We start from the raw sequence: 25,511 nt of genomic DNA on the forward strand, positions 1-25,511 counted from the left end.
CTTAAAGGTACTGGAAAAGCAAATGTATTTAACCCCCTCGGATATTAACGAAGGCAGTGAAACAAGCAGAGGAAAAGGACTGAAAAGGAGACCTGAAGCCTTGAAAAACACTTTTATCCTTGGAATCGAAGGCACTGCCTGGAACCTGAGTGCCGCAATCGTGACCGAGACCGAGATCATTGCCGAGGTTACAGAGACATATAAACCCGAAAAAGGCGGAATTCACCCCAGAGAAGCCGCCCAGCACCATGCAAAATATGCAGCAAACGTAATCAAAAAACTTCTTGCGGAAGCAAAAGAAAAAGGGATAGAGCCCTCTGACCTTAACGGCATAGCCTTTTCTCAGGGGCCCGGGCTCGGACCCTGCCTGAGAACCGTTGCAACGGCAGCCAGGATGCTCTCCCTCTCACTCGGCATCCCCCTGATAGGAGTCAACCACTGTATCGCCCATATCGAAATAGGGATCTGGAGAACTCCTGCAAAAGACCCTGTTGTACTGTATGTAAGCGGGGCAAATTCCCAGGTTATCTCATATATGGAAGGAAGGTACAGGGTTTTTGGAGAAACCCTTGATATCGGGCTTGGAAACGCCCTTGATAAGTTTGCACGTGGAGCAGGCCTGCCTCACCCGGGTGGACCTAAAATTGAGGCGTGTGCAAAAGAAGCAAAGAAATACATTCCTCTCCCGTACGTGATTAAAGGAATGGACCTCTCATTTTCCGGACTTTCCACGGCTGCAAGCGAAGCCCTGAGAAAAAATTCCCTTGAAGATGTCTGTTATTCTTACCAGGAAACTGCCTTTGCAATGGTAGTGGAGGTTGCGGAACGCGCCCTTGCCCATACAGGAAAGAAAGAAGTGCTGCTTGCAGGCGGAGTGGGCGCAAATACCAGGCTCCGCGAGATGTTAAACGAGATGTGCGAAGCCAGGGGTGCAAAGTTCTATGTTCCCGAGAAACGCTTCATGGGCGACAACGGGACAATGATAGCATATACAGGGCTCCTGATGTATAAATCCGGAAATACCCTTACCCTTGAAGAATCACGCGTAAACCCGAGTTTCAGGACTGATGATGTCAAAGTAACCTGGATAAAGGAAGAAGAGATGAAAAAGGTCCCTGAAATTTCCCCTGAGATCTTCTTCAGGATGCCGCCGGGAGAGATTCTGGACAATGGAGCTGAAGCCGTTGTTTACCTTGAAGAAGGACCCGACGGGAAGAGGGCACTTGTTAAGGAAAGAGTTCCCAAGGCTTACAGGCATAAAGAGATAGATGAGAGGATAAGGAGAGAAAGGAACAGGACAGAAGCCCGCCTTATGTCTGAAGCCAGGCGCGCAGGCGTGCCCACTCCGATCATCTACGATGTAGAGGAATTCAAGCTCAAAATGCAGTTTATCGAAGGAGTTCCCATAAAATACCTTATAAACCCTGAGCTTTCGGAAAAGGTTGGAGAGCTTGTGGGCAGGCTGCACAGTTCAGGCATAGTACACGGAGACCTTACAACCTCAAACCTCCTGCTTGCAGGCGAGAGGCTTTACCTTATTGACTTCGGGCTTGCTTATTTTGACAAAAGCCTCGAAGCAAGGGGTGTGGACGTCCACGTGCTTTTCCAGACCTTTGAAAGCACTCACCGCGACTATGAGGCTCTTGTCAAAGCTTTCGAAAAAGGGTATGCAAGTACTTTTATAGATTCAGTGGATGTACTCAGGCGAGTTGATGAGATAAAAAAGAGGGCTCGCTATGCATAAGATCGTTTTTGTTACGGGAAATAAAGGCAAGTTCGCAGAAATAAGGGATATCCTCAAAACTTTTGGAATCGAGGTTATCCAGAATAAAGACGGATACCCCGAACTTCAGGAGGATGAACTTGAACCTATTGCGGCTCATGGGGCACAGTATGTTGCAAACAAACTGAACATGCCTGTAATGGTGGATGACTCAGGGATATTCATAAATGCCCTGAACGGCTTTCCAGGTCCTTACTCCCGCTTTATTGAAGACAAGCTCGGAAACCCGAAAGTGCTGAAATTGATGGAAGGGGAAAAAGACAGGTCAGCATATTTCAAAACCGTAATCGGGTACTGCGAACCCGGACAGGAGCCTCTGGTATTCCCCGGAGTTGTTGAAGGAAAGATAGCATATGAAGAACGGGGAACTGGCGGTTTCGGGTATGACCCTATTTTCGAGTACAACGGAATGACTTTCGGGGAACTCGGAGATGAAGAGAAAAATAAGGTATCCCACAGGCGCAGGGCTGTTGATAGTTTTCTGGAATGGTTTAAAAGCAGGGCTTAAAACCCTGCATTAAGAAAATCTGGACTTTGAGAGAATTTGAACTTTTAGAAAACGGCCGATTCGTCTTTCAAATTTACCTTTTCTCAACCGGTTTATGCCTTACGAGATCAAGAGCTACATTGAGCTGGTTTAAGCCCAGTTTCAGGGCGGTTGTGATTACCTGGTTATTGGAGGTAATTCCCAGCTCTCTCTTAATGGCAAAAAGGTCCATTATGCACTGCGGATCAAGCACGAGAGGCCCATCAAGCAGCTCTTTCGAAACCGGTTTCTTAGTTTTGATTTCTACATCTCTTGGCTCGATTTTGCATCCGCTGTCCGATTTACCGGCCCCTCCTGCAGCTTCAGGTTTCTCTGCGTGGATGTATTCCATCTGCTGGAGGCAATAAGTCATGCAGACGTTTTTCAAAAACTCTTCAACTTCCATGCAATTAAGAGCGGCATATTTTTTAATCTTTTCAAGCTGCTCCTCAGAAAAAGGGATGCATAACAGATTTTCTTCACATTCCTCGTTTATCCCAAACCCTCCTTATTTCTAATGAACTGGATTTGATTTAATTTTTATTTTGTTTTTCTTTATCCTTTAACACAATTCCACAGGATTTCTAACATAAGTTTTCTTAGCTTTCTTTAATCAGTTGTTTCCTGTTATCCTTAAACTGTTCTTTATCTTCAATTTTTCCTTTTTATTTTTTGGCTTCCGCACTACTTCTCCCCCATCAAGTAAAATTTTTTATTATGTTAGGACCATTTACAATTACATGAGAAAATTTATTTCCGACACTGCAGCCGCAGATACTATTCCCCTTAAACTCGTAGTGTATCTTGCGCTTCTGGCTGCAGTAGTGCTCCTTCTGGCGCAGGCATGGAGTATAGCTTCCCCTGTCCTTCAGGACGCGGAAATAAAAGCCCAGGCAGAAACCGCCTCCCTTTCCCTTCTCTCAATCCAGAGAGGATATGCCCGTGATTCCGAAGACAGGCACAGTCCTGAAGGAAGCATGTGCACTCTCACTTTTTCTCTTCCGCCCTCTGTCAGGTACATCAGTTTTGGAGTTGACCCGGACAGGGAATGTAACGGCAACCTGACTGACTCGGAATGGATCCCGGAAAATAATACCATTATTTACCAGCACAAAAGCGGAGTTAAAAAAAGAGTGTTTCTTGAAGGAGCACCGATCCATTTCATAAAAGGCATAGAAAACTCAGAAGGCATATGGGTCCCGTCCATCAGCCAGGAAGATAATGAAACGTCTTTATCTCTCGAAAACACGGCAGTGGTAATAGAATATCCTGTTTCAGGCGAGTTCCTGTTTGAGATGGTTACCCACAATGGAACAAGATATACGATGGCCAGGTTCTGAAAATGAAAACAGACACAGCCCTTAAGATAGCATGTGTACATCACCTTTTCTCTTCCGTCATATATACTGATATATCAGTTTCGTAACTGATCCGGATAAAAATGTGATGGCAACCTGATCGGCTCAGAGTAGTTCCTAGAAAATAACACCCTTATTACAGTATGAATAAATTCCAAATGGATTAGGTAGAAGTATGATCACTCACATTTCTCTACCATGATTGTCCCATCAATCTGCAATACATAATTGAACTTGTCGCCTATACTCAATTTAAGTGTCTCTGCCACTGCCTGAGGAAGTTTATCATGGAAATACTGATCTGTGGCAATTATTTCAGCGGCTTTCGGTTCCTTGCGTGCTTTATTTCGTCTGAGCCTATCTACTAACATTATCCTTTTATCCAAGCTTGTTTTCCCGGTGATCATTCCACTTTCAATGTTATCCATTGATACATTATCGCAATCGAGGAATGTACCAACCCTATCATATTTAATCGCGTTACTGCTATCATAGTTATATGATTTTCGGATACTATCAAACTTTTCATGTACAATATTATTATTTGAATATATCCGCAGAAGAGCATCGTGAACTTCCTGTGCTGTGTATGTTTCTTTTAACTCTCTCATTTTTTCGTCACTTCGTTTTCCAAAAGTTGGTTTTCGATGTTTGCATTCTATATTTCTTCTTCTAAACCAGCAATGCATTATTCACACATGCTACTTTGATTTCTGTGTATATAATATTCCTTTTTAACTCTTCAATCCTTCTTTCGACACACCTAAGTGAAAATGAACTTTATAAAATAGAATTATATTTTAAATGGTTTCCCATGATAGCACAAGGTTTACAATGTCCAAGTTCTAAAATCAGAAAAAGTGAAAAAGATCAGAAGATCTAGAAATAATCAGGAATCAAGAATCAATAATGCTCTTGCCGGAGCACCGTCGCAGCCCTCAATTTTCAGGGGCAAGCACAGGAAAAAATAGATTCCTGCTTCTACCGAACTCAGGTCAAGGCATTCCACGATATTCACGTTAATTGAAAGCAATATGTGATGGGCAGGCAGATTTTCAGAAGAAAGGCTATCAACGGAAAAACTATCAATTCCAACTGTTTTGAACCCTTTTCTGACAATCCAATCTGCTGCACCTGAGTCAAGGTAAACAGAATTTTCAGGGAACTCTTCAGTTTCACTTCTTCTATCGCTTTCTTCTGCCTGAAAACAGGAGGTTTTGGAGCTTTTTTCTTTCTCGAAAGGAGATTTTGTTTTGAGAAGTAGAATAGAAACACTTTCATCGATCCCCAGGTTATTAAATGCCTTATCAAGAGTAGAGTCTTTCAATGCTCCATTTATTTGAGAAAAGTCCAGAACAGCTGCCTGACCCATGAGATTTTCAAGATTTAAATTATCAATAGCGAGTCCGTCTTTAATAATATGGGATGGTGCATCAACATGAGTGCCCATATGGCTTCCGAAACTCAGTCTGGATACCGCACATCCATCCTTTTCAATGGTGCAGACGCTTTCAATTGAGGGTTCAGGGTCTCCGGGAAAGATTAGAGTAGAATGAGAGATAGGAACTGTAATATCTATAATTCTTCCTTTAAATGGTATCTTTTCCGGAACAAACATCCCATTTCACCTTATCCTGCTTTTCATATACTCTGTTTTATCTTCAGTTTCATTTTAGTTTTATTCTGGACTTATTTTAATCCATTATTTTAGACTTATTTTAATCCGCTTTCGGTTGTCCCGGCTTTTTCTTGAGATTAATCCATGTAAATAATGGATCTGTTAGTACATTCATCTATGCATTTCATACAAAGGTTACATTTCTTAGGGTCGATTTTTGCAAGCTCGTTTTCTTCGTAAATGGCTCCCACAGGACATACATCCTTGCATTTGCCACACCTTTTGCAGCCGAAAACCACAACAAATCCATCCGTCTCTGGCATCAGTGAACCTTTGGAATCGAATAGATATATTAATTTCTGAACAATTAATTTCCAAACCGGAACCGAAATAATTATTTTTCACGAAACTCGCTCATCAGCATCCGGAAAAATAACAGGAAACAAGTCTTATATAGGACAAAAGGATATGCAGTCTCAGAATGGAAAAGTTCACTAAGGATGAGACAGGCTCTTTTTGCAGTTACCTCTCGGAAGGATGCAGGCTCTGCCAGCAGGGTGCAAAAATGGTGCTCTTCGTAACCGGGCTATGTCCTAAAAGCTGTTTTTACTGCCCGCTCTCTGATGAAAGGCGTGGAAAGGACCTCACTTTTGCTAATGAAAGGCCTGTAAAAAGCGATGAAGATCTGCTTAGGGAAGCTGGGCTTATGGATGCCCTTGGGACAGGGATCACCGGCGGAGAGCCTTTACTGAAGATAGAGAGAGTCCTCTATTATATCCGCTTGCTTAAGGCTTCTTTTGGGGAAGGTCATCATATTCATCTTTATACATCTCTTGCTCCAGACAGGGAGACTCTTGAAAAACTGGCAGAAGCAGGGCTTGATGAAATTCGCTTTCATCCGCCGCAGTCAGTCTGGGGAAAGCTCATGGACAGCCCTTACGCATCTGCTCTGCAAAATGCAAAAGATCTTGGAATCGTAGCAGGAATTGAAATACCCTCTCTCGAAGGTGCTGAAAAGGTCGCAGCTTTTGCAGAAAAAATGGGCGTTTTTCTAAATCTCAACGAACTGGAATTTTCCGATAATAATTCAGAAGCACTTCTGAAAAACGGGTTTTCCCTGGAATCAGATACATCATGTGCTGCTGCAGGTTCCAGTACGCATTCTGAAAACGCTTTCCGTGCCTGTAAAAGAGTGCATTTCTGTTCTTCTACTTATAAGGATGCAGTCCAGCTTCGCAAAAGGTTTCAAAGAATTGCAAAAAACACAGCTAGAGAATTTGACGAGATCACGGAAGACGGTACCCTTATTTATGGGGTTATTGATGGGGGAGATCAGGGACTTGCTGAGGAAATCCTCAAAGAGTCAGAAGTGCCTGGTGAACTTTTTGAGGTAAAAGAAGGGAAGATCGAGATAGCCTGGTGGGTGCTTGAAGACCTGAAGGATATGCTAAAAGAAGAACTTGAACCCTCCAGTACAAAACTTTTCATCATTGAGAGGCATCCGTTTGAAGATGGACTGGTTGTAGAGCTCATTCCGTTATGAACAGATCTGCCCGAATTCATACTGTATACTTTTTAAAGAAAACAATCAGGAATCTATCCTGAGAACCCATATAGGGTCAAAAATTTATATAAGAGAGATCAATAAAGTTTAAAGAATTATTAATCATTTAGCGGGGTTAGATACCAGGGGGTTAGGTACGAAGGATCCTGTTTCTCTCGTATACTCCCTTGTGGAATAACTTCTATATACTTGAAAAAGGGTTTCTTATGCCATATCCGGTTGCACATGTCCTATTCTTCCTGTTCTGTGTCGGCGCAGTAGCTATATATGCTTTAGCTGGACCTTTCTTCCGAAGAGAGCTTTCTTTCAAGGACGCAAGAAAGCTGCTGCTACTGGTGTTTGTAGGCAGTTTAAGCACTCTTCTTCCGGACATAATGGCCGTGTATAATATTTTTGTAAACGGCAATCTGGATCACTGCTCAATTGGCTCAATCATGACGCATTCGCTTTTATTCGGTTTCTCTGCGGTTCTGTTCGGAACATTTGCAGGATATGCTGCATACAGGGAATCCAGTAAAGCAGCCTCTATGGCAATCTTTGCAGGGTCTGCTTTCCTTACACACCTGCTCCTCGACGATATTGCAGAAGGAGGATGTGCTTATCTGTATCCTCTGTACAATGGACGTATCAGTCTATTCTCAATAATGGATACCGGATTCGCAGAAGCTGGCGGCTTACTTAACTATCTAGCAGTTTCTATTGTATCTGTTTTCTGCGTATTCATTGTAATAATGATGGCACTATTCGCTTTGAACAAATTCGGGTTTGAGTTCGGTTACGGGGCTGAAAAATAATTTTTGAACCTGGAGAAATGGGAAATAAATATAAGATAAAAATAATTAATCTGGAGAAATGGTAATTAAGGTCGTAAAAATAATGAAATCTAAGGGAATAAGATGAATAAACAAGTAAGTAATATAAAACAAGTAAGTAATATAAAACAAGTAAGTAATATAAAACAAATAAGAAAAACATCAAGAAAGAATATATAAAAATTAAAAAAGAATTAAGATTCGTCAAAACTGGTTTGAAGTTCCCCTGCTCCATCGAGTTTTTTAACGACTCGAGCCGGATAACCCAGGGCAAGGCTGTTCGGAGAGATATCACGGGTAACTACGGACCCTATACCGATTATCGAGTTATCCCCTATCTCGACTCCCTGAGTGATTATGCAGCCGGGATTTACAGAAACTCCACTTCCTATTTTTATGGGCTCTATAGTCCTCGGATATGCCTGTCTCGTGGTCAGGCTGCCTCTGGAATGAGCAGAGAGGATGCAGCGGTCCCCTATTTCAGAGTAATCTCCAACTGTGATCATTTCGGGGTGAAGCCTGTCAAAAACTACATCGTAGCCGACATAAACATTTTTTCCGAGATTTACGCCTCGCATTTTATGAAATTTCGCTCGCCATGAAGGAATCGGAAACCATGCAGCAACACGTTCCAGGGCCCAGTTCTTGAAGTACCTCATTCCGAAGATGAGTTTATTGCTGTGATAGTGATCAGCTATTTCACCAAAAGTTACTTTATCTCTGTTTGATACTACGGCAGTTATATTAATGCCCCCCATTTTGCGGTGAAAAACACCCTGCATTTATATCCATTACTTTCAACAGATAAATATATTTCCCATAGTCACTTATGAGTCGGACAAAATATTGATCAGATCGATTGATATATGAATATTCTGATCAAGAAAAAATATAATTTTGAAAGGATATGATATTCTGCCTGCCCGTAATGCTATCTATCATAATGCTATAACTCTCAGGTTCTGCTTCTGGTCACAACCTTCATCAGGAAAGACTTCTTGATTTCCACCGCATCATTAGGGCAGAGTTCGCGGCAGCAGTAGCACTGGATACATTTTTCTGAGTTAATTTTGAGTGTCCTGTGCATTTCCTCAATTGCATGTGCCGAACAGTTCAAAACACAGGCTTTGCAAAGTGCACATTTTGAGGTGTTGATAAAAGGCTTTACAGTAAGATAGGTCCGGAGAGCCCTCATAAGGAAAGAAGGCACCATTGCAGTGACTCCTCCTTCTGCCATTTTAAACCCGAGGCTTGCTTCCTGAAGAGGAACTCCTTTAACTTCAGGTTTTTTCGTCCCGAACCCTCTCGAAAGTGCAGCCCTGTTTGTAGGCACTTTTAACGGATCAATCCCTATCAGTTCGGAAGCAACCATATCAAGGGCCACGCAATCGTAGCTTGCCAGGATTACTCCTGAATTTATAGGCGTCCCATTGGCAGGACCGTTGCCCTCCATCCCCATCACGCCGTCCATAACCGCAAGGTGAGGTTTGACAACGGAATAAATATCAACTATCGCTTCGCCAAAACGGTCACGGTCTTCCAGAGCGTGTGCCTGCTTTCGGGTCTTATACGGTACGGCCCCAAAAAAGTTTTTAAGAGCCCCGGTGTAAAGGGTAAGTTCATGGGTCTTGAGTTTCGGAAGCGAGATTACAATATCAGCTTCAAGGACTGCCTTTGCTACGTAAAGGCGTGGAAACCGACGGGCTCCTGGGACAGAGACCTCAGTATAACCTGAAGTCTCGAAATTAATAAGCTCTGCTCCACAGGCGGATGCAACAGCCTCAATTCCGGATGTACGAAAGGCCTCCGAAGTCGTGGTCGAACCCGGTTTCACAATCCCTGACCCGTCCCCTATAACCGGGACGCCGCCTGCTTCCTTAACCAGCTCACACATCGCAGCTACCACTGCAGGATGAGTGGTGACAGCATCTTCCGGAGGCCGGATAGCAAGCACATTGGGTTTAAGCAACACGTGCTTTCCTGGAGTAATAATGCTCTCAAGCCCGCCTATCAGGCCAAGTGCTTCTTTGATTGCACTTTTTACGTTTGAATAATCGGAGCACCGTACAATTGAGACTGTGGAGTTCATGTTTATCCACCTGGATTGCAAATCAGATTACTGACCAGGACCTGAAATCTGTCCATATTTGATATGGGAATGCATGCAGCTTACCTGCCCAGATAATAGACAGGAGGAGTAGCACGCACGTATTCTGTAGTGTCTCTTACCCTGTCGATGTGCCGCCAGGCTTTTTCTATGGTATCTCTGGGCAGACCCGTATTCTTTTCAGCAACCTCTATGGGCAGCTTATGTTCCTGCGCATAGAGAAGCTGGTCCATGATATGCATGGGCATGCGCCAGTAGAACTCTTCATCGGTTGTATAATGGCTCCATGTGTCAGCACTTGGCGGGCGCTTTATAATCTCCTCATTTACTTTGAGATGTTTTGCCAGAGCATAAATCTGGGTCTTATAACAGTCTGCAAGAGGTTCAAGGTCAACACCTCCGTCCCCGTACTTCACAAACTGCCCGAGGACAAGTTCGGTCTTATTGGTTGTGCCGCAAACAGCATAATTCAACTTCTCGGCATACATATACTGAATCATCATTCTTGACCGCTGTTTGACACCCTGAAGCCCGATCAGCTCAAGATAGTCATTCGCCTTCAACCTGTGCTTTGCAACCGTTTCTCCGTCTTTTATTAACCGGATATAAGGAACACTTAAGCCCTCACGGTCAAGGAAATTAGGCAGGACCAGTGAAGTTTTGTGTATTCCGGGATCATACTCAGGACAGACTCTCTTGAGGAGCTGTTCTTTCTTTTCATAAATGTTAAGGGACTCCAGAATTGGAGAAATAGGAACCTCTTCATATGGTACCCCCAGGCTTTCACAGATCTCTGCTCCAAGAGTCCTGCTCGAAGGAGCCGATTCTTTTTCAGGAAGAAGGAGACTATACACATTTTCTTTGCCGAACTCCTGTACACAGAGCGTAAGGGATACAGCCGAATCTATACCGCCCGAAACCCCGAGAACCACACCTTTTTTCTTGAAACCGGTAACCTGGTCTCGTATAAAAAACTTGAGCTCTTTAACAAGCTCACCGATGTCTCTGTTAAGTTCATTCAGGATATGGATATCATTGAAATCCACTGGTCTTCCGTTAATGTTTTTAGACAACTTTTTTACGTGACTTTCCGTAGTTTTCGTTTCACTGCTTCCAATAATTTGCATAATTATTCCCCGGATAGATTGTTTGTGATGGTAATGTTAGAAAGGAGTTAGAGAGACTGCTTAAACTTTAAGCAAAATTTTTTGAGATTTGTCTATCTTAATATCAAGCTTCTCTGCAGCTTCCTCGATCAGCGGCTGCGAAAGTTTCTGGTGGAGTTTTTCCAGCCCTTCTTCCCTTGACATCTCCCCGCTTCGGACAAGCCCTGCTATATCAAAAGCATACGGATGGAAACCATACTTTTCCAGATGGTTATAGCATGCAAAAGAATTTAGTGTGCAGTTTGTTGAATTGCTGTCATTGAGGGCAGGAGGCTTCCACCCGAGGCCAATTACTGTCTCAAGCACTTTATCCTCGCTGTACTCCCACAGGCAAAGAGGGTGCAGAATAGACGGAGCGATCTCACCTATGTTTTTAATGACCTCATTTTTAATGACGAACTGCTCATCCCGGTCATCAACACCGATTTTTTGAAGCTGCTTTTCGAAAAGGTTCCTTGACCACTGTATAAAATTAGCTGACAGATTAATTATGGGATTGGGGGATTGACCTGCCGTAAAAGCAAATACGATAAAAGGCGCTTTCTGGACTATTGCCTGCTCCATCAATTTCTGTTTTATTATGCTGATACAGATATTGCAGATATCGCTCGCCCTGTATTTGGCAAACTTCGGGAAAGCATCATAAGACTCAGCTGCTTTCCGGAAGAGATCGTACAGGACCTCTTTTTCTATTGTCAGCTTGAAATAGTCGCATCCCGTAATCTCACACATTTTCTTTGCGTTTATTACGGCATAATCCGAAGTGAACCCGTTGTCAAACTGGACGGCAAGTATTCTCAGGAAGGGATAATCTTTTTTCAGTTTATAAAGCGTATATGAAGAGTCTTTTCCCCCTGAAAGAGCATATATCACATCGTAATTACCCCTGCCGCAGTATTCTTTAAAAAGAGCCTCAATCCTGTTAAGATATTGCTCCTTTTCCTGCTGGGAAAGAGGTGCATACGTTTCACAAAAATGGCAGAGACCGCTTTCTTTGTTGAATTCAATGCCTGGAATATCTGAGTCCAGGACACACCTTTTACATACTAGCTTTGACATGCTGGTACTCCTCTATAATAGACCTGTTGGATATTTTCCCATTCTCGCTCAGTGGAAGATGGTCAATAAGGAGGATCTCCCTCGGGTACAGATACCCTGGCAGGTTCTTCCTGCAAAAAGCAAAAATTGCATCGACTTCAGTTCCCTGGTTCGGTATGACCATAAGGCTGATTGCATTTCCCATAAGCTCGTGATGGACGGGCACAACAAAAACCCCGGATACGTCAGTGCCTTTCTCAATTTCTTTTTCGAGCTCTCTCGGGTTAACCCGGTGATCGCCTACTTTAATGAGGTCATCCTTGCGCCCGAGCAGCTTTATATACCCGCCCTGAAGTTTCTGTGCAAGGTCCCCGGTATGCAGCCATCCGTCAATGATCCTTTTTTCAGTTGCAGCCTCGTCATTCAGGTAACCAAGGAGGATATTATCCCCTCTGGCAACAAGCTCGCCTGTGATGCCGGGTCCTGCAGGCCTGTTTTCCGAATCAAAAACTTCCAGTGTGACCCCGGGAATTGCTTTACCTATCGTATCGATAAATTCGTCCACATCTTCTGAAGGCAGATAGGCAAGCCTTGCCGTAGCTTCGGTCTGGCCGTACATTGGCAGGATCTGTGTATCTGGACTTAATTCCCTGATACTCCGTACAATAGCCCTGTCCATAGCTCCGCCAGCAGACGCTGCGGTCCTGACATTTACAAAGGCTTTTTTGAATCTTTCCGGGTATTTGAGAAGGATACGATAGGTGCTGGGCACTCCATAGAATATGGATACCCCGGATTCGATGAGACTGAAAACAGGGTCTATGAAATTCATTGTCCCGATATTTATCGAGCCTCCGGCCATCAGGTGGGAATTAATTATGGAATTCCCAAAAGCATGATGGGGAGAGATTACCAGGGCTGCTTTGTCTTTTGAGGTGATGTTAAGAATCTCAATTATTGATCTGGAATTTGAGGCCAGGTTTCTGTCGCTCAGCATAACCCCTTTAGGAGTCCCTGTTGTACCTGAAGTATAAAGCACAAGCCTGAGTTCGGGATCATTTTTTTCGAGAATCATTCTTTTGCTGAGGGTTTCTGTAATAGTGCCATCCGAAACACTGTCGTCTGAAACAATGATCACGGTTCCAAAACGTTCAAAAAATCCGTATCCAAACCTTAAGTACTGCTTTTTCGTCGCAATTATATTGTTGATACATGCAGCATCAAGGATCCTCTCAAGGCTTAACCCTGGCATTTCGACTGGCATGGGTATTGCGATATTGCCTGACCGGTATACTGCCATAAGTATTTTGATATACTGTATTCCGGACTCAGCCAGTATTGCAAATTTACAGTGCTCAAAATCAGCAAGAGATGAAGCAACTGTATTTATGCCCTCATCGAGACGGCTGTAAGAAATTGATTTTTTACCCTCTTCAAGAGCGATCCGGTGAGAATTCTTTCTGGCGTGCTCAGTGATACAAGCATCAATTATCATGCCCTTCACTTCGCCAGTCTGGTAATCAGGTTGGTAATCCCCTGTAAAGAGTCGAAATTCTCCGGTGTCAACATATCTTCAGGAATTTCGATAGAGTATGTTGCACAGATATAGTCTATCAACTCAAGCAAACCAATAGAGTCTATGACCCCGCTCTGGGTGAGAGAATCACTATCATTAATAGTCGTTTCCCGCTCCATAAAAGAGTTGTTCTTCAAATAATTGAGTATATCATTCCTTATCTGTTCCATATAGTCTTACCCCTTTGCTTGGATCAAATTATCAACTGCAGGTGACACACACTTGTCCGTATTAATTAAAAGCCCCAAAGTTACTATGCAATCCAACTATATAAATAATTTGAGAGTATTGGATTAAATAAATTTCTCAAGATGGCTCATACTGATAGTGTGCCGGTCCGACTCTACAACAATAGAAAAAATATACTTTTCGTCCAGTAAAAAATGAGAATATGAAGCATTATTAAAATCAGGTTCTTTATTTAAAAAGAAAAACATACTTTTATTTGAAAACTTACTGAATGCCTCTTTTAACGTCCATGTCTTTAAAAAATCATTATCTGTTACTGACTTATCTGGGTATAATGTTACTGGTTTATCTGAGTATATTCGTTCATTATGGAGATATTTCAATGTATTTTTGAGTTCAAGTAGTCTCCTGGTTTCGACATCAATGCCGATCTTAACCTTTGATACGGCAAGAGCTATAATGTTTTCAGAGTAAGAAATACAGATACACAGGTCTTCATGGTCAGTTATATGGACTTTTCCATACCTGTCTTTGTAAGTGGAGATGCTCAGGGCAGAATCCAATCTAAGGAGAGTACATAGAATATGTTTCAAAACTGTCCTTGAGACAATAAACCTTTTTTTGAAATAAGAAGTTTGAAGTTTTTCAAGATTTTCTTTTTCAATACTGCTGAGATATTCTGCACTTAAGGCATTATAATTGTCAAGATCAATAAAAAAGATAAGGATATCATGTTTTTCCCATAAGCAAGGGATATTTTCCAGAATAACGGAAGAGAGGATCAGGTTCTCTGTGCGCATACAGTTCAATCCCTATCTTATTAAGTGTCAATATCTATCTTATTAAGTGTCAATATCTATCTTATTAAGTGTCAATATCTATCCTATTACAACTGGCACATATAAATCAATTAGTAAACATTAGCCTCTTTAAAAGGACAGCTTTTTTACGGTTATCCCTGAGCTTTTCTTATTTCTGATCGGGCAAAACTTTTACCGGTAAAAAACAGGTTGTATCAGACTTTCTTTATTTAGGAGATCCTTACTAAAAAATATAAAGCAGCATTTCTGGAACAAAAAAATGATTTATTCTTAAATTTCCCTCTTAAATAACGGCAAAATTCGCTTTTTCCCGTATTGGTCAATACATTTAGAATATATCTGCAGATCCATAATATACTTCAATATAAATATTTAAAAAAAAGTAATCCTAAAATATATAAACGATAAGGATATAGGGTATTCGATTCTTAGCTCCCTTTCGAAGGGGTCGTATCTCCCTGGAAACATAAACAGAATGGGATGAGTACAGTAGAAAAGAATATAATTAAAATGAGAATATAATTCCAAATTATCATTAAAACTGAGGTGTCCGAAACTGCAGACTGCGGAAGAAAGGGTAAGAGCGAGATTGATAAAGTATCTCGGCAGGGATGAAAACGGGATACGCAAGGTTGTGCTCAATCTCTTCCTGACCGGAGACAAGTTCACCACCGGTGAAGTTTATGACTACCTTGATAAAGGAAACTTCGAGGTAAGTTACCGGGGAGTGTCAGCCATGGTCGGGCTTATGAATACGAGACTCGGAATCCTGAGCATAAATGTTACAGGGGATCATAATGTATATTCCCTGAAAGAGAGTTACAAAAACATTGTCGGCTCTGTTCTTGAAAATTACTGAGCCGCTTTATTGCTGTAAATCCTGCTTTTTATGTAAGAGAATTCTCCAGATCTCCTGTCCTTTTCTGTTAATATCAGAAATGCAATGAATTGTAAATCAAGATTGCCATCAAGAAATTTCATCTTTATAGAAAAAGCTTAAATGTAAGAAGCGAGTGTTCGGGAAAATCAGTATTATTAATTTTAGTTCTCTCCGGAGTTGAGGTCCAGATTTTATCTCTGTTGGATCCAGATTTTATCCCTGTTAGTACCTGATTACTGCTACCAACCCTGAAAGTTATTAATACAATCGCTTACATTAAGTTGTGATTCTTATTAATGGATCTAAAGCTTTTCAATACATCTGTACCTGGAGTATAGTCAGACAAAAATGGGATATAACTATTTTAATTTATTAAAATCTTATCCAACGGGCATAAAACCCAAAATTTATAAGTAAGTTTGGAAAAAATTCTTCATAAGAGGAAGGGAAATTACTTTCTAAGTCTAAGAAAAATTGAATTCCATACCACAAAAAATGTATATGAATATTTCTTTTACGTATAATGTTCCTTCTACCTAGTATATTACCAGGGGGAAAATAAATAACTAGCCTGAAAATGGGACAATTGAATAAGGGAGCCTTTCGGGCAGGGCTTCGCTTCTTAAAAGACCGGGCTTTCAGCGCGTTCTACCAGAAGTATGAGCAGATGCTTGAAAAAGAGATTCTTAAATCCGAGATTCCTGAACACATAGCTGTAATTATGGATGGGAACCGCAGGTATGCTGGTCAACTTGGAAGGGCCCGGAGTTTTGGACACGCTATGGGAGCAGAAGTAACTGAAAAAGTTATTGAATGGTGCCATGAGATAGGAGTAAAACAGCTCACACTTTATGCCTTTTCCACGGAAAACTTCCGGCGGTCGGAAGAAGAGGTTGGCGGACTCTTTAGCCTGATCAACGATAAGTTCTTAAAACTTTATACAGATAGCAGAACCTACGAAAAAGAGATGCAGGTAAGGGTTATAGGAGACAGGACAAAGCTGCCTGCATATCTGATCGAATCCATTGAAAAGATTGAGAAAGCCACTGAACACCACAGAAGATTTACTCTAAATGTGGCTATTGCTTACGGCGGCAGGCAGGATATAATGCAGGCTGTAAGGGATATCGCAAACTGCGTATCAAGCGGGAGGCTTTCTATCAAGGATGTTAACGAAAGCCTGATTTCAAAGCACCTGTACCCTGCTCCGGGAGTCCCGGTCCCGAACGTAGATCTGATTGTCCGTACAGGAGGAGACGAAAGAGTCTCGAACTTCCTGCCGTGGCAGGCTAACGGCAGCGAATGCGCGACTTATTTCTGTGCTCCTTTCTGGCCTGAATTCCGAAAAATCGATCTTCTCCGTTCTGTCAGAGTATATCAGGCACGAAAAGAAGAGAAGAAGCTCGAGCACTCATACCGTGTCACAAGAGTTAAAAATTTCCTTAAATTAGGAAAGCACGAAGAAAAAAGCGAAGAGCTGGGGCAGCTGCTTCCTTTAAAAAATAAGGGACTGTCCTGAGATACTCAAAATATACGGAAAAAGCATATCCGGATAAATTAATATTCAAACTAACTGCCATCTATATCTTTAAATTAACATACAAATTCTTTTTCATAAAGTAAAGGTCCCATACTTCTTCTTTTCAAAATTGCCATTTTGGCAGTTGATCTGACAGGAAAATAACCCCCAAAGCACCGTTATATTGATATTCCGGGGCGACTATGTTAACTGGGGAAAGTTTGGCTATATCTGATTTTAAGTTCCTGGAGTTATCACGGCTCTGAGAGCTTATTGTAAACCCGAAAGCAAAAATCCAGAGATATATCAAGCCTATCCGGCAGATTATGCGGTAATGACAAGATATCTCACAGTTACCTTTTCAAAAGAGGGGAGTTATTATGAACACTTGTAAAGAGTTTAATCCTTATTCCTGCGAAGAATACATCTCAGGGTTTGAGATAAAGGATTCAGGTACTGGAGAAATCAGGAGGGATTGAAGTGGGGAAAGAAGAGAAACCCAATCGCCTGATTAACGAAAAAAGTCCTTATCTTCTACAGCACGCATATAATCCCGTGGACTGGTACCCCTGGGGAGAAGAGGCTTTTGAGAAAGCCAGAAAAGAAAACAAACCTGTTTTTCTCTCGATCGGATACTCGACCTGCCACTGGTGCCACGTAATGGCACACGAGTCTTTTGAAGATGAGGAAGTCGCAAGGCTCATGAACGAAGCTTTTGTCTCCATAAAAGTAGATAGAGAGGAAAGGCCTGATATTGACAATATTTACATGACTGTCTGCCAGATAATCCTCGGGAGGGGGGGGTGGCCTCTTAATATCATTATGACTCCGGGCAAGAAGCCGTTTTTTGCTGGCACATATATTCCTAAAAAATCCCGCTTCAACCAGACAGGAATGCTGGAGCTGGTTCCCAGGATAAAAGAAATCTGGGAGCAGCAGCATGAAGACGTGCTTGATTCGGCAGAAAAGATTACGCTTACCATACAGAATATGATAAAGGAATCTTCAGGAGAGGGGCTCGGGGAAGAGATAATAGAAGAAGCTTACGATGAAATGCTTAATTCGTTTGACCCGGAATACGGAGGTTTTGACGGGGCTCCGAAATTCCCTACTCCACACAGGATTTCCTTTTTGCTCCGCTACTGGAGGCGCAGCGGAAACCCTGAAGCCCTTCACATAGTAGAACATACCCTGGACAATATGCGCAGTGGAGGAATCTATGACCACCTGGGCTCAGGTTTCCACCGCTATTCTACGGACAACATGTGGCTCCTGCCTCATTTTGAGAAAATGTTGTACGATCAGGCCCTTACTGTAATTGCATATACCGAAGCCTATCAGGTTATCGGAAAAGACCTTTATAAAGAAACGGCAGAAGGAGTCCTGGATTATGTCTTGAGAGACCTGACCTCCCCTGAAGGCGGGTTTTACTGCGGGGAAGACGCAGATGTCGAAGGGGAAGAAGGAAAATACTACCTCTGGACAATAGAAGAGGTCAGGAGTATTCTTGGGCCTGAAGATTCGGAACTGATCACCAAAATATTTAATTTGAGAGAGGGAGGAAATTTCGAAGAGGAAATAAGGGGTAGAAAAACCGGGACAAACCTCTTTTATATGGTCCGTTCTCCGGGATCGCTTGCAGCCGAAATGAAGATTCCTGTAGAAGAAGTAGAAGAGCGGGTAAAAACCGCCAGAGAAAAACTCCTTAAAGCAAGGTATGAGCGCGAAAGACCTTCACTGGATGATAAAATACTTACAGATTGGAACGGGCTTATGATTGCAGCCTTTGCAAAGGCTTATCAGGTCTTTGGAGAAGAGAGGTACCTGAAAGCTGCAGAGAAAGCTGCGGATTTTATCCTTATGGTTCTTTACAGACCAGGGGATAGGCTGCTTCACCGCTACAGGGATGGGGTTGCAGGGATCTCCGGAACTTCCGATGACTATGCCTTTTTGATTCATGGGCTTCTGGAACTTTACGAGGCAGGATTTAAAATGCGCTATCTCAGGGCTGCAATTTCCCTTAACAGCGAACTTCTGGAATGCTTCTGGGACCCTGTTAACGGCGGACTTTACTTTACAGCCAACGACAGCGAGGCTCTTATTTTCAGAAAAAAGGAGTTTGCAGATTCTGCAATACCATCAGGGAACTCAATCGAAATGCTGAACCTTTTGCGCATTTCCAGGATAATTGCAGATCCCGAACTCGAGGAAACTGCTGACCAGATGGAACGCGCGTTTTCAAAGCAGATCATAAAAGCGCCTTCCGGATATACCCAGTTCCTGTCTGCCCTTGACTTCAGATTCGGGCCTTCATACGAAGTGATAATTTCGGGAAAAGACGGAGCTCCGGATACAGAACAGATGCTGAAAGAGCTCTGGAGTTATTTTGTGCCCAACAAAGTGCTTATTTTCAGGCCCGAGATAGAAAAACCTGAAATTACCGAGCTGGCAAAGTATGCAGAAGAACAGGTTCCTATTGAAGGTAAGGCAACTGCATACGTTTGCCAGGACTACGAATGCCAGCTGCCCACTACTGAAACCAGCGAAATGTTAAGAATGCTGAATGTTTGAGGAATGTTGAATGTTTGAGGAATACTGAACGTTTGAGCCTTATTAACGCTCAAGCTGAATGCTGACTTAAGTACGGCAAATCTCAAGCATATGAAAGTGAGATCACGGTTTTATAGAAAAGAAACGGAGGATATGGAAAATGAAAGAATACACACTTGAAGAGCTTGCGGAATATAAAGGCCAGAACGGTAAGATCTACGTTGTATATGACGGCCAGGTATACGACGTATCAGACAGTTATATGTGGGAAGATGGTACGCACCAGGGACTTCACGAGTCGGGACAGGACCTTACGCAGGATATGGATGAAGCGCCTCATGGACCAGAGGTATTTAAGGATTACGAGGTTGTCGGGACTCTTAAAAAGTGACCTGTTTTAAAGTGTCATATTTTTTAAAGAAACAGAGAAAGAACAGGAACAAAGGAACAGACGATTAGTTGTGACTTTAGAAAGTTAAAATGAATCAGTATTCCGAATGCGCCAGAAGAGGGAACAAAAAAGAAGAGGGAACAAAAATGAATTCAAGAGAAAAAACAGGGCTGGAAAAAGAGGAATGCCTCAGAAAACTGAAAAATTTCTTTGAACTCCAGCCCCTTGCTGTTCTAGCAACTCAAGATGGGAATGCGCCTTATGCAAGCCTCATCTCCTTTGCCTCAAATGAAAAGCTTACATACCTTCTTTTTGCGACTCCGAAGGCTACCAGGAAATATTCAAACATGCAGGCAAACCCTGCAGTTGCCCTGCTAATAGATAACAGGAAGAATACAAAAGAGGATATTCAGGAAGCAACGACAGTAACAGTCCTGGGAAGAGTTGAACAGGTAGAAAGCTTCGAATACAGCATAATGGAAAAAACCTATTTAATGAAGCACCCGTATCTTGCGGACTTTCTTCATTCCCCTGAAACCGCTTTTCTGAAAATCCGGGTGGAGAAATACATTGTTGTGACCCATTTCCAGCGGGTTGTGGAAATTTCGGTCTGACTGAAAGGCAAGGGCAGACAGGTAAGACAGGAGCAAACAGGATTTCAAAACATTTCAAAATTTATCGTCTTCTTATCCTGCAATATCAAGCTCAGCTCATTTAAACGGGATTAATTATAACTGCAATTAACCCTATTTCCATCTCCATGCTCATAGGACTTACAGGTACGCCGGGAACGGGAAAAACCTCGGTAAGCAAACTTCTCGAAAAACGCAGGGGATGGAAAGTAGTCTACCTTAATGATCTCATAAAGGAAGAACGCCTGTACTCAGAAGTTGATGAAGAGAGGGATGCGGTAGTAGCAGATATGGAGCTAGTTGAAAACCGCCTTAATGAGATTATTGATGAAACTGAAAAGGAATCAGCAAACAAAATAGTGATTCTTGAAAGCCACCTTGCTCATTACATAACAGACATCGCAATCGTACTCAGGGCTTACCCTCCCGAGCTGAGAAAAAGGCTCGAGAAGCGCGGATATTATGAAGAAAAAATAAACGAAAATGCAGAAGCCGAAGCAATTGATTTGATCCTGGCGGAAGCTTTTGAATGGTGCAAAAAAGTCTTTGAGGTAAATACAACAGGCAGGACAGCGGAAGAGACTGCTGAAGATGTGGAAAAAATCATAGATCATCTCCTCAGCGGAAAAGAAGATGAACTGCAGGAATACAGTCCCGGCTCCCTTGACTGGATTGATTCGGTACCCTGAAAGAGAGCAGCATTACTAAGAAAACTGAGAATAGGCTGAGAGAAAAGTATAGCTTAAAAATGGTTATAAAGAAAAATCGCTGTCACTGGTAGAAACATTCTTCAGGCGGACAACTCCGTCGAAGCTTTTAATTACCTCTGCGACCGGTTTCGGGACAAGATGCTCCCACTTTTCTCCTGCAATCATTCGTCTCCTGATCTCAGTGCCGGAATACCTTTCTCTGACATAAAGAGGAGATTCCTTAACACAGAACCCGGCTTCCCGGAAAAGCTGAATGACCAGAGGGTTGTTCGAATATACTACATCAAAGCGAGGAGTTCTGGATGCGACATGGTGGACCCAGATAGAGTTATACCTGACGTCCTCAATGGGAACTACGTAGTGGCGGATAGGGAGATGCTCAAGCGCGTTATAAAGCATCAGAACCCTTTCTCCTGCAGTAAACGGGTCGGTGGCTTCATGGCTTTTCTGGGCACTTCCTATGCCTATGACCAGTTCATCCACCTCTTCCGCGATCCGCGTGATTACGGCATGGTGTCCGAAGTGATACGGCTGAAAACGCCCTATGTAAAAAGCTCGTAACATCGTATCCAACCTCGAATATACCATATTTCTTTCTTTGAATTAAGTTTCGAACATAAATTAAATTTAAAATTTAAATTAAGTTTCGGTTCAGATTAAGTTTAGGACTTCAGACCGTTTCATCGCGGATTCCGGTCTCAAAGCTGAATTCCTTGCAGACTTCCTGGAAATGTTCAGCATTACCCTTGCGCTTCATTTCAATAAGTTTTCCAACGAGTTCGAGGCCTGGCTTGGGGTCTTCCATGATCTCCATCTCATCACGGACTTTATCGAAGTATTTTTCCCCGATTTCAGTCCTTATGAAAACAGAGTTCCATCCGTCAGGCGCTCCAACCGAACCCACGGAAATATCGGCAAAGACCGAGGTGTAGTCACAGCAGTGATGGCAGGGGTTCCTTGCATACTTTGCAACGTCCTTGATAGGCACGGAATGGACCTCTCCGTCTTTTGTGTAAACCCAGAATTTACCTTTTGTGAATTCCATCTTTACGATATCCTGGACATTGACCTTCATGATCTCAGGGATAATCTTGTGGAGCATCACGTCATGTTGGAAACTTTCCATGCAGAGCAGGCCGATTATGAGCACGATCTTCTCGTTTACGTTTTCTCGGATCAAACGTGCAGCATGTGCCTGGCAGGGTACTCCTACTACTGCAATCCGGTCGTATTTCTCAAAAGCTTCCCTGAGAGCTGCTACTACAGGGTCAGAGGTGTATTTTGTCCCTCTTGTCCTTTCAACGTCTTCCGCACTTGTAAGCAGAACAACCTCAGGCTCCCAGTTCTCGTTCCGGGTAATCCCTACAGCACAGTCAATTTCACCTTTATTGAAGAGGGTTTTGAGAATTCCGCTCGTTACGCCTCCGTCCTGGCTGCCGGCATTATCTCTGGATCTGGCACCGAAGAACTTACGAACGTTAGAAAGCTCGTTTTCGATGAAACCGTCCACTACCGGACAGATTCTGCTGCAGGTCAGGCAGCCTTCACAAACCTGGTACGCAGCCCCTTTTTCATAAAGGCTCGCATCGTTAGGGTCGCGAACTTCTGCCGCCTTCTTTACTGAAACAGCTCCAATGGGACATACTGCTTCGCATGCCCCACAGGCTGCGCATACGTCATGTTGAATGACTTCTGCAATCTTTGGTGGCAATCAATTACCTCCAATGCCTCGATAAGCTTGCCTTACTGGCAAGTGTTTTTAAAAGTATAACTGGAATAAACTAAAAAAATATTGCAGGATGTAATAAAATTACATCTTTGCAATGATCTCTTTGCCTATAAGCTTTATTGCCTTTTCTTTGTCGGGACCGATTGGGGAACCGGCAACGATCTGGGTTACTCCGATTGCCTCAAGATCCTTAATCCTCTTCATGCAGTCCTCTGGAGTTCCGCAGATTGCAAAGGCTTCGATCATCTGGGGAGTAACAAGTCCGCCCATGAGAGATCCGAAGTCTCCTTTGGCAATGGCATCTCCGATCTGTTTCTTAGCTTCAACAGAAATGCCGTGGCGTTCAAGGACAAGGTCAGGGGACCCGGCGACTATGAAAGCGACAACAACCTTTGCTGCATTAACTGCTTTTGCAGGATCTTTGTCAATGGAGAAACAGGCGTATGCGGTGACATCGACTTCACTGGGGTCACGGCCGACTTTTGCGGCACCCTTGCGGATCTGCTCTACAGCGACCTCAAAGTCCTTGGGGTGAGAAGCGTTGATAAGGACACCATCTGCAATTTCACCGGCAAGTTCGAGCATCTTGGGACCCTGTGCACCCATATAAATTGGGACTTTCCCGGCCTTGAAAGCGAGCTTTGCACCTGCGAACTTGATCATTTCGCCTTCCATGGAGACCTTTTTGCCGTCAATAAAATCTCTGATAGCCTGAATTGCTTCTTTTGTGGTTGCGAGAGGTTTTTCCCAGGCAATGCCCATGGCATCGAAAGTTGCTTTGTCTCCAGGTCCGAGACCGAGGACTGCCCTGCCGCCAGAAATTTCAGCAATGGAAGCAATGCTTGATGCTGTAATTGCAGGATTCCTGGTATAGGAGTTTGTAACACCGGAGCCTATCTTTATGCTGTTGGTGTTCAGAGCGAGAACGGTAAGAGTGGAATATACGTCACGGTTGTTGTAGTGGTCAGTGATCCAGACGTAGTCGAATCCCTGCTGTTCTGAAAGCTTTGCGTAATATGCGATCTTTAAAGCAGGATCGGCCGGTACAAATTCGATTCCGAACTTCATCTTTGATTACTCCTTAGTCTACTATTTTTGGCTAGATGGGGTCTTTTTATCCTATGTGAAAATATAGAGATCAAATTATAATTAACATCTATTACATCAGGTGCTAATTACAACCTCTAAATAGAATTCACATAACAGTATTTAAGAGTCTATATATAATTAACTGTATTAAAGGAAATGTATATAAAAAGGTTAATAAAACAATTCCTCAAACAGTCATTGCGTTAGAGGCATGCTCAAAGCATGGCTCATTCAAAAGAAATAATCAAACCTTATAAATCTTATCCAGAAATAGATATTTTTCATATTATAATTCAATAGAGAATTATAATAGACTGGAAAAAAGATAATTCTAGCTTTTTTTAAAGGTAGTATTCCAGCCGGGAGCAGGAAAAGATTTATATTGTAAAAATGTATGGCGCTGAATTCTGCAGAGTATCCTGTATTTAATAATTGTAAATATCGGGATTAAAGTCACCGAAATATAAAAAATAAGCCTGAGATTGAGGGCGGGAGGTGTGTGAAAAAAATAAGACAGATTTGAATGGAAGGGAAAAATTTATGTTACTTTTTTAAAAATCCTTAGAATTATATACAAAGAATGGTTAATAAGTATGGATGTTGTAATACTCGGAGCCTGCTCCGGACATTAAAGGGCAAGGGGAAAGCCCATACGAGAATTTTTAGGAACTGGAACTGAAACAGGAGGTGATTAGCTATGGGTGTATCCAAAAAAGGAGAAAAATACCTCTGCGAGATCTGCGGCAATGAAGTAACCGTAACAAAAGTAGGCGGTGGAACACTTGTTTGCTGTGGAGAAGAAATGACCCTCATAGAAGAATAATGAGAAGTCAGATTCTCTCATATTAAAGAAGTATAGGTAATCCATCTGAAGATGTTCGGATAAAACTTGAATAAACAGGAATTTCCAATTTGGAGGGAAAAAAAATGAAATGTTACGAATGTGCCCGGGAGGGCAAAGATACGGATGCAGTGGGAATTTGTATCGTATGTGGAAGAGGGGTTTGCAAAGAGCACCTTATCCATGAGGAAACACCTGTATGGGAAGGCAACTATCCTATTGAACTTAAGCCGGACCAGGAACACATCAAAAGAATTGTCTGTATACCCTGCCATGTAGCGTTGAAAGAGAACTGTCTGTTTAACGAAGTGTGTTGAGGTGGTCAATATGCTGAAATGTTACGATTGCCTTGGAGATAATAAGGATAGCGAAGCAGTAGGTGTATGCATTATCTGCGGAAAAGGTCTCTGTATGGAACATATAAAGCAGGTGGAATTTCCTATGAAAGGGGGCTATCCGCTGCCTGAGTTGACGCTAAAGAAAGACCTTCCCAGAATGATGTGCCGTGAATGCATCGATGCAACTCTTGGAGATGATTTCTGCGTATAATTCCATTGCAGGAATTATACATTGAATCACATATTCATTCAATAACCTTTATGAAAAGGAGGT

General features: G+C 42.5%; 28 protein-coding genes. 14 read left to right on the forward strand and 14 right to left on the reverse strand.

All coding sequences use genetic code 11. The features are described 5' to 3' along the window. Positions 1 to 22 precede the first annotated feature (22 nt). Entirely contained in the window at positions 23 to 1,744 is a 1,722-nt protein-coding gene (locus tag RSJ42_RS12100; RefSeq protein ID WP_410507537.1) for a bifunctional N(6)-L-threonylcarbamoyladenine synthase/serine/threonine protein kinase, read from the forward strand. Next, entirely contained in the window at positions 1,737 to 2,291 is a 555-nt protein-coding gene (locus RSJ42_RS12105) for an XTP/dITP diphosphatase (RefSeq protein WP_410507538.1), read from the forward strand. Before RSJ42_RS12100 ends, RSJ42_RS12105 begins: the two co-directional genes overlap by 8 nt. Before the next feature lie 73 nt (positions 2,292 to 2,364). Here RSJ42_RS12105 and RSJ42_RS12110 read toward each other — a convergent pair whose 3' ends face one another. Continuing rightward, the gene (locus RSJ42_RS12110; RefSeq protein WP_410507539.1) at positions 2,365 to 2,715 is read right to left on the reverse strand and encodes a hypothetical protein; all 351 of its coding nucleotides are present in this window, start codon (positions 2,713 to 2,715) and stop codon (positions 2,365 to 2,367) included. Between the two features lie 334 nt (positions 2,716 to 3,049). On the opposite strand from RSJ42_RS12110, the gene RSJ42_RS12115 reads away from it, so the two are divergent. Next, positions 3,050 to 3,649, forward strand: a complete 600-nt coding sequence (locus tag RSJ42_RS12115) for a hypothetical protein (protein WP_410507540.1) — start codon at positions 3,050 to 3,052, stop codon at positions 3,647 to 3,649. 197 nt (positions 3,650 to 3,846) lie between these two features. Here the strand turns inward: RSJ42_RS12115 and RSJ42_RS12120 are convergent, their stop codons facing one another. The 3 genes from RSJ42_RS12120 to RSJ42_RS12130 all read right to left on the reverse strand — a co-directional run bounded on the left by RSJ42_RS12120 (position 3,847) and on the right by RSJ42_RS12130 (position 5,608). Then, the gene (locus RSJ42_RS12120; protein WP_410507541.1) at positions 3,847 to 4,278 is read right to left on the reverse strand and encodes a hypothetical protein; all 432 of its coding nucleotides are present in this window, start codon (positions 4,276 to 4,278) and stop codon (positions 3,847 to 3,849) included. 278 nt (positions 4,279 to 4,556) lie between these two features. Next, positions 4,557 to 5,285, reverse strand: coding sequence for a cyclase family protein (locus RSJ42_RS12125; RefSeq protein WP_410507542.1), 729 nt, complete (start codon positions 5,283 to 5,285; stop codon positions 4,557 to 4,559). A gap of 137 nt (positions 5,286 to 5,422) precedes the next feature. Continuing rightward, positions 5,423 to 5,608: a DUF362 domain-containing protein gene (locus RSJ42_RS12130; RefSeq protein ID WP_410507543.1), complete on the reverse strand. Its 186-nt coding sequence runs from the start codon at positions 5,606 to 5,608 to the stop codon at positions 5,423 to 5,425. Between the two features lie 158 nt (positions 5,609 to 5,766). Here RSJ42_RS12130 and RSJ42_RS12135 point away from each other — a divergent pair, with 158 nt between their 5' ends. Both RSJ42_RS12135 and RSJ42_RS12140 read left to right on the forward strand, forming a co-directional pair. Next, positions 5,767 to 6,828 carry a radical SAM protein gene (locus RSJ42_RS12135; protein ID WP_410507544.1) on the forward strand — a complete coding sequence of 354 codons (1,062 nt, stop codon included), beginning with the start codon at positions 5,767 to 5,769 and terminating at the stop codon, positions 6,826 to 6,828. Between the two features lie 227 nt (positions 6,829 to 7,055). Next, on the forward strand, positions 7,056 to 7,643 hold the full coding sequence (locus tag RSJ42_RS12140) for a metal-dependent hydrolase (protein WP_410507545.1): 588 nt from the start codon (positions 7,056 to 7,058) through the stop codon (positions 7,641 to 7,643). A gap of 212 nt (positions 7,644 to 7,855) precedes the next feature. Here RSJ42_RS12140 and RSJ42_RS12145 read toward each other — a convergent pair whose 3' ends face one another. The 7 genes from RSJ42_RS12145 to RSJ42_RS12175 form a co-directional block, all read right to left on the reverse strand. Further along, a complete protein-coding gene (locus RSJ42_RS12145; protein ID WP_410507546.1) occupies positions 7,856 to 8,419 on the reverse strand; it encodes an acyltransferase in 564 nt (187 codons plus the stop codon). Positions 8,420 to 8,616: 197 nt separating this feature from the next. Next, on the reverse strand, positions 8,617 to 9,750 hold the full coding sequence (locus tag RSJ42_RS12150) for a DUF362 domain-containing protein (RefSeq protein WP_410507547.1): 1,134 nt from the start codon (positions 9,748 to 9,750) through the stop codon (positions 8,617 to 8,619). Between the two features lie 80 nt (positions 9,751 to 9,830). Then, positions 9,831 to 10,895: an NAD(+) synthase gene (gene nadE / locus RSJ42_RS12155; RefSeq protein ID WP_410507548.1), complete on the reverse strand. Its 1,065-nt coding sequence runs from the start codon at positions 10,893 to 10,895 to the stop codon at positions 9,831 to 9,833. Positions 10,896 to 10,955: 60 nt separating this feature from the next. After that, positions 10,956 to 11,993 (reverse strand): hypothetical protein, encoded by a 1,038-nt coding sequence (locus tag RSJ42_RS12160; protein ID WP_410507549.1) that lies wholly within the window; start codon positions 11,991 to 11,993, stop codon positions 10,956 to 10,958. Then, the gene (locus RSJ42_RS12165) at positions 11,974 to 13,467 is read right to left on the reverse strand and encodes a class I adenylate-forming enzyme family protein (RefSeq protein WP_410507550.1); all 1,494 of its coding nucleotides are present in this window, start codon (positions 13,465 to 13,467) and stop codon (positions 11,974 to 11,976) included. Before RSJ42_RS12165 ends, RSJ42_RS12160 begins: the two co-directional genes overlap by 20 nt. A 5-nt stretch (positions 13,468 to 13,472) precedes the next feature. Further along, complete coding sequence (locus RSJ42_RS12170) at positions 13,473 to 13,718, reverse strand: phosphopantetheine-binding protein (RefSeq protein WP_410507551.1); 246 nt, start codon at positions 13,716 to 13,718, stop codon at positions 13,473 to 13,475. Positions 13,719 to 13,841: 123 nt separating this feature from the next. Continuing rightward, a complete protein-coding gene (locus tag RSJ42_RS12175) occupies positions 13,842 to 14,537 on the reverse strand; it encodes a 4'-phosphopantetheinyl transferase family protein (RefSeq protein WP_410507552.1) in 696 nt (231 codons plus the stop codon). Between the two features lie 610 nt (positions 14,538 to 15,147). On the opposite strand from RSJ42_RS12175, the gene RSJ42_RS12180 reads away from it, so the two are divergent. The 6 genes from RSJ42_RS12180 to RSJ42_RS12205 all read left to right on the forward strand — a co-directional run bounded on the left by RSJ42_RS12180 (position 15,148) and on the right by RSJ42_RS12205 (position 21,219). Next, positions 15,148 to 15,417 (forward strand): DUF2551 domain-containing protein, encoded by a 270-nt coding sequence (locus RSJ42_RS12180; protein WP_048109002.1) that lies wholly within the window; start codon positions 15,148 to 15,150, stop codon positions 15,415 to 15,417. A 598-nt stretch (positions 15,418 to 16,015) separates the two neighbouring features. Beyond that, a complete protein-coding gene (uppS, locus tag RSJ42_RS12185; RefSeq protein ID WP_410507553.1) occupies positions 16,016 to 16,957 on the forward strand; it encodes a polyprenyl diphosphate synthase in 942 nt (313 codons plus the stop codon). A 480-nt stretch (positions 16,958 to 17,437) separates the two neighbouring features. After that, positions 17,438 to 19,528, forward strand: coding sequence for a thioredoxin domain-containing protein (locus RSJ42_RS12190; RefSeq protein WP_410507554.1), 2,091 nt, complete (start codon positions 17,438 to 17,440; stop codon positions 19,526 to 19,528). Positions 19,529 to 19,667: 139 nt separating this feature from the next. After that, on the forward strand, positions 19,668 to 19,898 hold the full coding sequence (locus RSJ42_RS12195) for a cytochrome b5 domain-containing protein (RefSeq protein ID WP_410507555.1): 231 nt from the start codon (positions 19,668 to 19,670) through the stop codon (positions 19,896 to 19,898). Between the two features lie 146 nt (positions 19,899 to 20,044). Continuing rightward, complete coding sequence (locus RSJ42_RS12200; protein WP_410507556.1) at positions 20,045 to 20,512, forward strand: pyridoxamine 5'-phosphate oxidase family protein; 468 nt, start codon at positions 20,045 to 20,047, stop codon at positions 20,510 to 20,512. Between the two features lie 146 nt (positions 20,513 to 20,658). After that, positions 20,659 to 21,219, forward strand: a complete 561-nt coding sequence (locus tag RSJ42_RS12205; protein WP_410507557.1) for an adenylate kinase family protein — start codon at positions 20,659 to 20,661, stop codon at positions 21,217 to 21,219. A gap of 63 nt (positions 21,220 to 21,282) precedes the next feature. On the opposite strand, the gene RSJ42_RS12210 is transcribed toward RSJ42_RS12205, so the two are convergent. The 3 genes from RSJ42_RS12210 to mer all read right to left on the reverse strand — a co-directional run bounded on the left by RSJ42_RS12210 (position 21,283) and on the right by mer (position 24,037). Beyond that, positions 21,283 to 21,804, reverse strand: coding sequence for a nicotinamide-nucleotide adenylyltransferase (locus tag RSJ42_RS12210; RefSeq protein WP_410507558.1), 522 nt, complete (start codon positions 21,802 to 21,804; stop codon positions 21,283 to 21,285). A gap of 106 nt (positions 21,805 to 21,910) precedes the next feature. Then, the gene (gene fpoF / locus RSJ42_RS12215) at positions 21,911 to 22,951 is read right to left on the reverse strand and encodes a F420H2 dehydrogenase subunit FpoF (protein WP_410507559.1); all 1,041 of its coding nucleotides are present in this window, start codon (positions 22,949 to 22,951) and stop codon (positions 21,911 to 21,913) included. A gap of 99 nt (positions 22,952 to 23,050) precedes the next feature. Next, on the reverse strand, positions 23,051 to 24,037 hold the full coding sequence (mer, locus tag RSJ42_RS12220) for a 5,10-methylenetetrahydromethanopterin reductase (protein ID WP_410507560.1): 987 nt from the start codon (positions 24,035 to 24,037) through the stop codon (positions 23,051 to 23,053). 718 nt (positions 24,038 to 24,755) lie between these two features. On the opposite strand from mer, the gene RSJ42_RS12225 reads away from it, so the two are divergent. From RSJ42_RS12225 to RSJ42_RS12235, 3 genes are all read left to right on the forward strand, one after another. Next, on the forward strand, positions 24,756 to 24,881 hold the full coding sequence (locus RSJ42_RS12225) for a desulfoferrodoxin FeS4 iron-binding domain-containing protein (RefSeq protein WP_015411233.1): 126 nt from the start codon (positions 24,756 to 24,758) through the stop codon (positions 24,879 to 24,881). 104 nt (positions 24,882 to 24,985) lie between these two features. After that, positions 24,986 to 25,216: a DUF2180 family protein gene (locus RSJ42_RS12230; protein ID WP_410507561.1), complete on the forward strand. Its 231-nt coding sequence runs from the start codon at positions 24,986 to 24,988 to the stop codon at positions 25,214 to 25,216. 10 nt (positions 25,217 to 25,226) lie between these two features. Next, positions 25,227 to 25,448 carry a DUF2180 family protein gene (locus RSJ42_RS12235; RefSeq protein ID WP_410507562.1) on the forward strand — a complete coding sequence of 74 codons (222 nt, stop codon included), beginning with the start codon at positions 25,227 to 25,229 and terminating at the stop codon, positions 25,446 to 25,448. Positions 25,449 to 25,511: the final 63 nt, after the last annotated feature.

Origin of the sequence: Methanosarcina hadiensis (genome assembly GCF_046529725.1) — an archaeon.
In the GTDB taxonomy this organism is placed as follows: domain Archaea; phylum Halobacteriota; class Methanosarcinia; order Methanosarcinales; family Methanosarcinaceae; genus Methanosarcina; species Methanosarcina hadiensis.

Excerpts from the sequence above, each read along its gene's own strand:
- RSJ42_RS12100 (WP_410507537.1), top strand. The coding sequence starts at position 23 with ATGTATTTAACCCCCTCGGATATTAACGAAGGCAGTGAAACAAGCAGA.
- RSJ42_RS12105 (WP_410507538.1), top strand. The coding sequence starts at position 1,737 with ATGCATAAGATCGTTTTTGTTACGGGAAATAAAGGCAAGTTCGCAGAA.
- RSJ42_RS12110 (WP_410507539.1), bottom strand. The coding sequence starts at position 2,715 with ATGGAAGTTGAAGAGTTTTTGAAAAACGTCTGCATGACTTATTGCCTC.
- RSJ42_RS12115 (WP_410507540.1), top strand. The coding sequence starts at position 3,050 with ATGAGAAAATTTATTTCCGACACTGCAGCCGCAGATACTATTCCCCTT.
- RSJ42_RS12120 (WP_410507541.1), bottom strand. The coding sequence starts at position 4,278 with ATGAGAGAGTTAAAAGAAACATACACAGCACAGGAAGTTCACGATGCT.
- RSJ42_RS12125 (WP_410507542.1), bottom strand. The coding sequence starts at position 5,285 with ATGTTTGTTCCGGAAAAGATACCATTTAAAGGAAGAATTATAGATATT.
- RSJ42_RS12130 (WP_410507543.1), bottom strand. The coding sequence starts at position 5,608 with ATGCCAGAGACGGATGGATTTGTTGTGGTTTTCGGCTGCAAAAGGTGT.
- RSJ42_RS12135 (WP_410507544.1), top strand. The coding sequence starts at position 5,767 with ATGGAAAAGTTCACTAAGGATGAGACAGGCTCTTTTTGCAGTTACCTC.
- RSJ42_RS12140 (WP_410507545.1), top strand. The coding sequence starts at position 7,056 with ATGCCATATCCGGTTGCACATGTCCTATTCTTCCTGTTCTGTGTCGGC.
- RSJ42_RS12145 (WP_410507546.1), bottom strand. The coding sequence starts at position 8,419 with ATGGGGGGCATTAATATAACTGCCGTAGTATCAAACAGAGATAAAGTA.
- RSJ42_RS12150 (WP_410507547.1), bottom strand. The coding sequence starts at position 9,750 with ATGAACTCCACAGTCTCAATTGTACGGTGCTCCGATTATTCAAACGTA.
- nadE (WP_410507548.1), bottom strand. The coding sequence starts at position 10,895 with ATGCAAATTATTGGAAGCAGTGAAACGAAAACTACGGAAAGTCACGTA.
- RSJ42_RS12160 (WP_410507549.1), bottom strand. The coding sequence starts at position 11,993 with ATGTCAAAGCTAGTATGTAAAAGGTGTGTCCTGGACTCAGATATTCCA.
- RSJ42_RS12165 (WP_410507550.1), bottom strand. The coding sequence starts at position 13,467 with ATGATAATTGATGCTTGTATCACTGAGCACGCCAGAAAGAATTCTCAC.
- RSJ42_RS12170 (WP_410507551.1), bottom strand. The coding sequence starts at position 13,718 with ATGGAACAGATAAGGAATGATATACTCAATTATTTGAAGAACAACTCT.
- RSJ42_RS12175 (WP_410507552.1), bottom strand. The coding sequence starts at position 14,537 with ATGCGCACAGAGAACCTGATCCTCTCTTCCGTTATTCTGGAAAATATC.
- uppS (WP_410507553.1), top strand. The coding sequence starts at position 16,016 with ATGGGACAATTGAATAAGGGAGCCTTTCGGGCAGGGCTTCGCTTCTTA.
- RSJ42_RS12195 (WP_410507555.1), top strand. The coding sequence starts at position 19,668 with ATGAAAGAATACACACTTGAAGAGCTTGCGGAATATAAAGGCCAGAAC.
- RSJ42_RS12200 (WP_410507556.1), top strand. The coding sequence starts at position 20,045 with ATGAATTCAAGAGAAAAAACAGGGCTGGAAAAAGAGGAATGCCTCAGA.
- RSJ42_RS12205 (WP_410507557.1), top strand. The coding sequence starts at position 20,659 with ATGCTCATAGGACTTACAGGTACGCCGGGAACGGGAAAAACCTCGGTA.
- RSJ42_RS12210 (WP_410507558.1), bottom strand. The coding sequence starts at position 21,804 with ATGTTACGAGCTTTTTACATAGGGCGTTTTCAGCCGTATCACTTCGGA.
- mer (WP_410507560.1), bottom strand. The coding sequence starts at position 24,037 with ATGAAGTTCGGAATCGAATTTGTACCGGCCGATCCTGCTTTAAAGATC.
- RSJ42_RS12225 (WP_015411233.1), top strand. The coding sequence starts at position 24,756 with ATGGGTGTATCCAAAAAAGGAGAAAAATACCTCTGCGAGATCTGCGGC.
- RSJ42_RS12230 (WP_410507561.1), top strand. The coding sequence starts at position 24,986 with ATGAAATGTTACGAATGTGCCCGGGAGGGCAAAGATACGGATGCAGTG.
- RSJ42_RS12235 (WP_410507562.1), top strand. The coding sequence starts at position 25,227 with ATGCTGAAATGTTACGATTGCCTTGGAGATAATAAGGATAGCGAAGCA.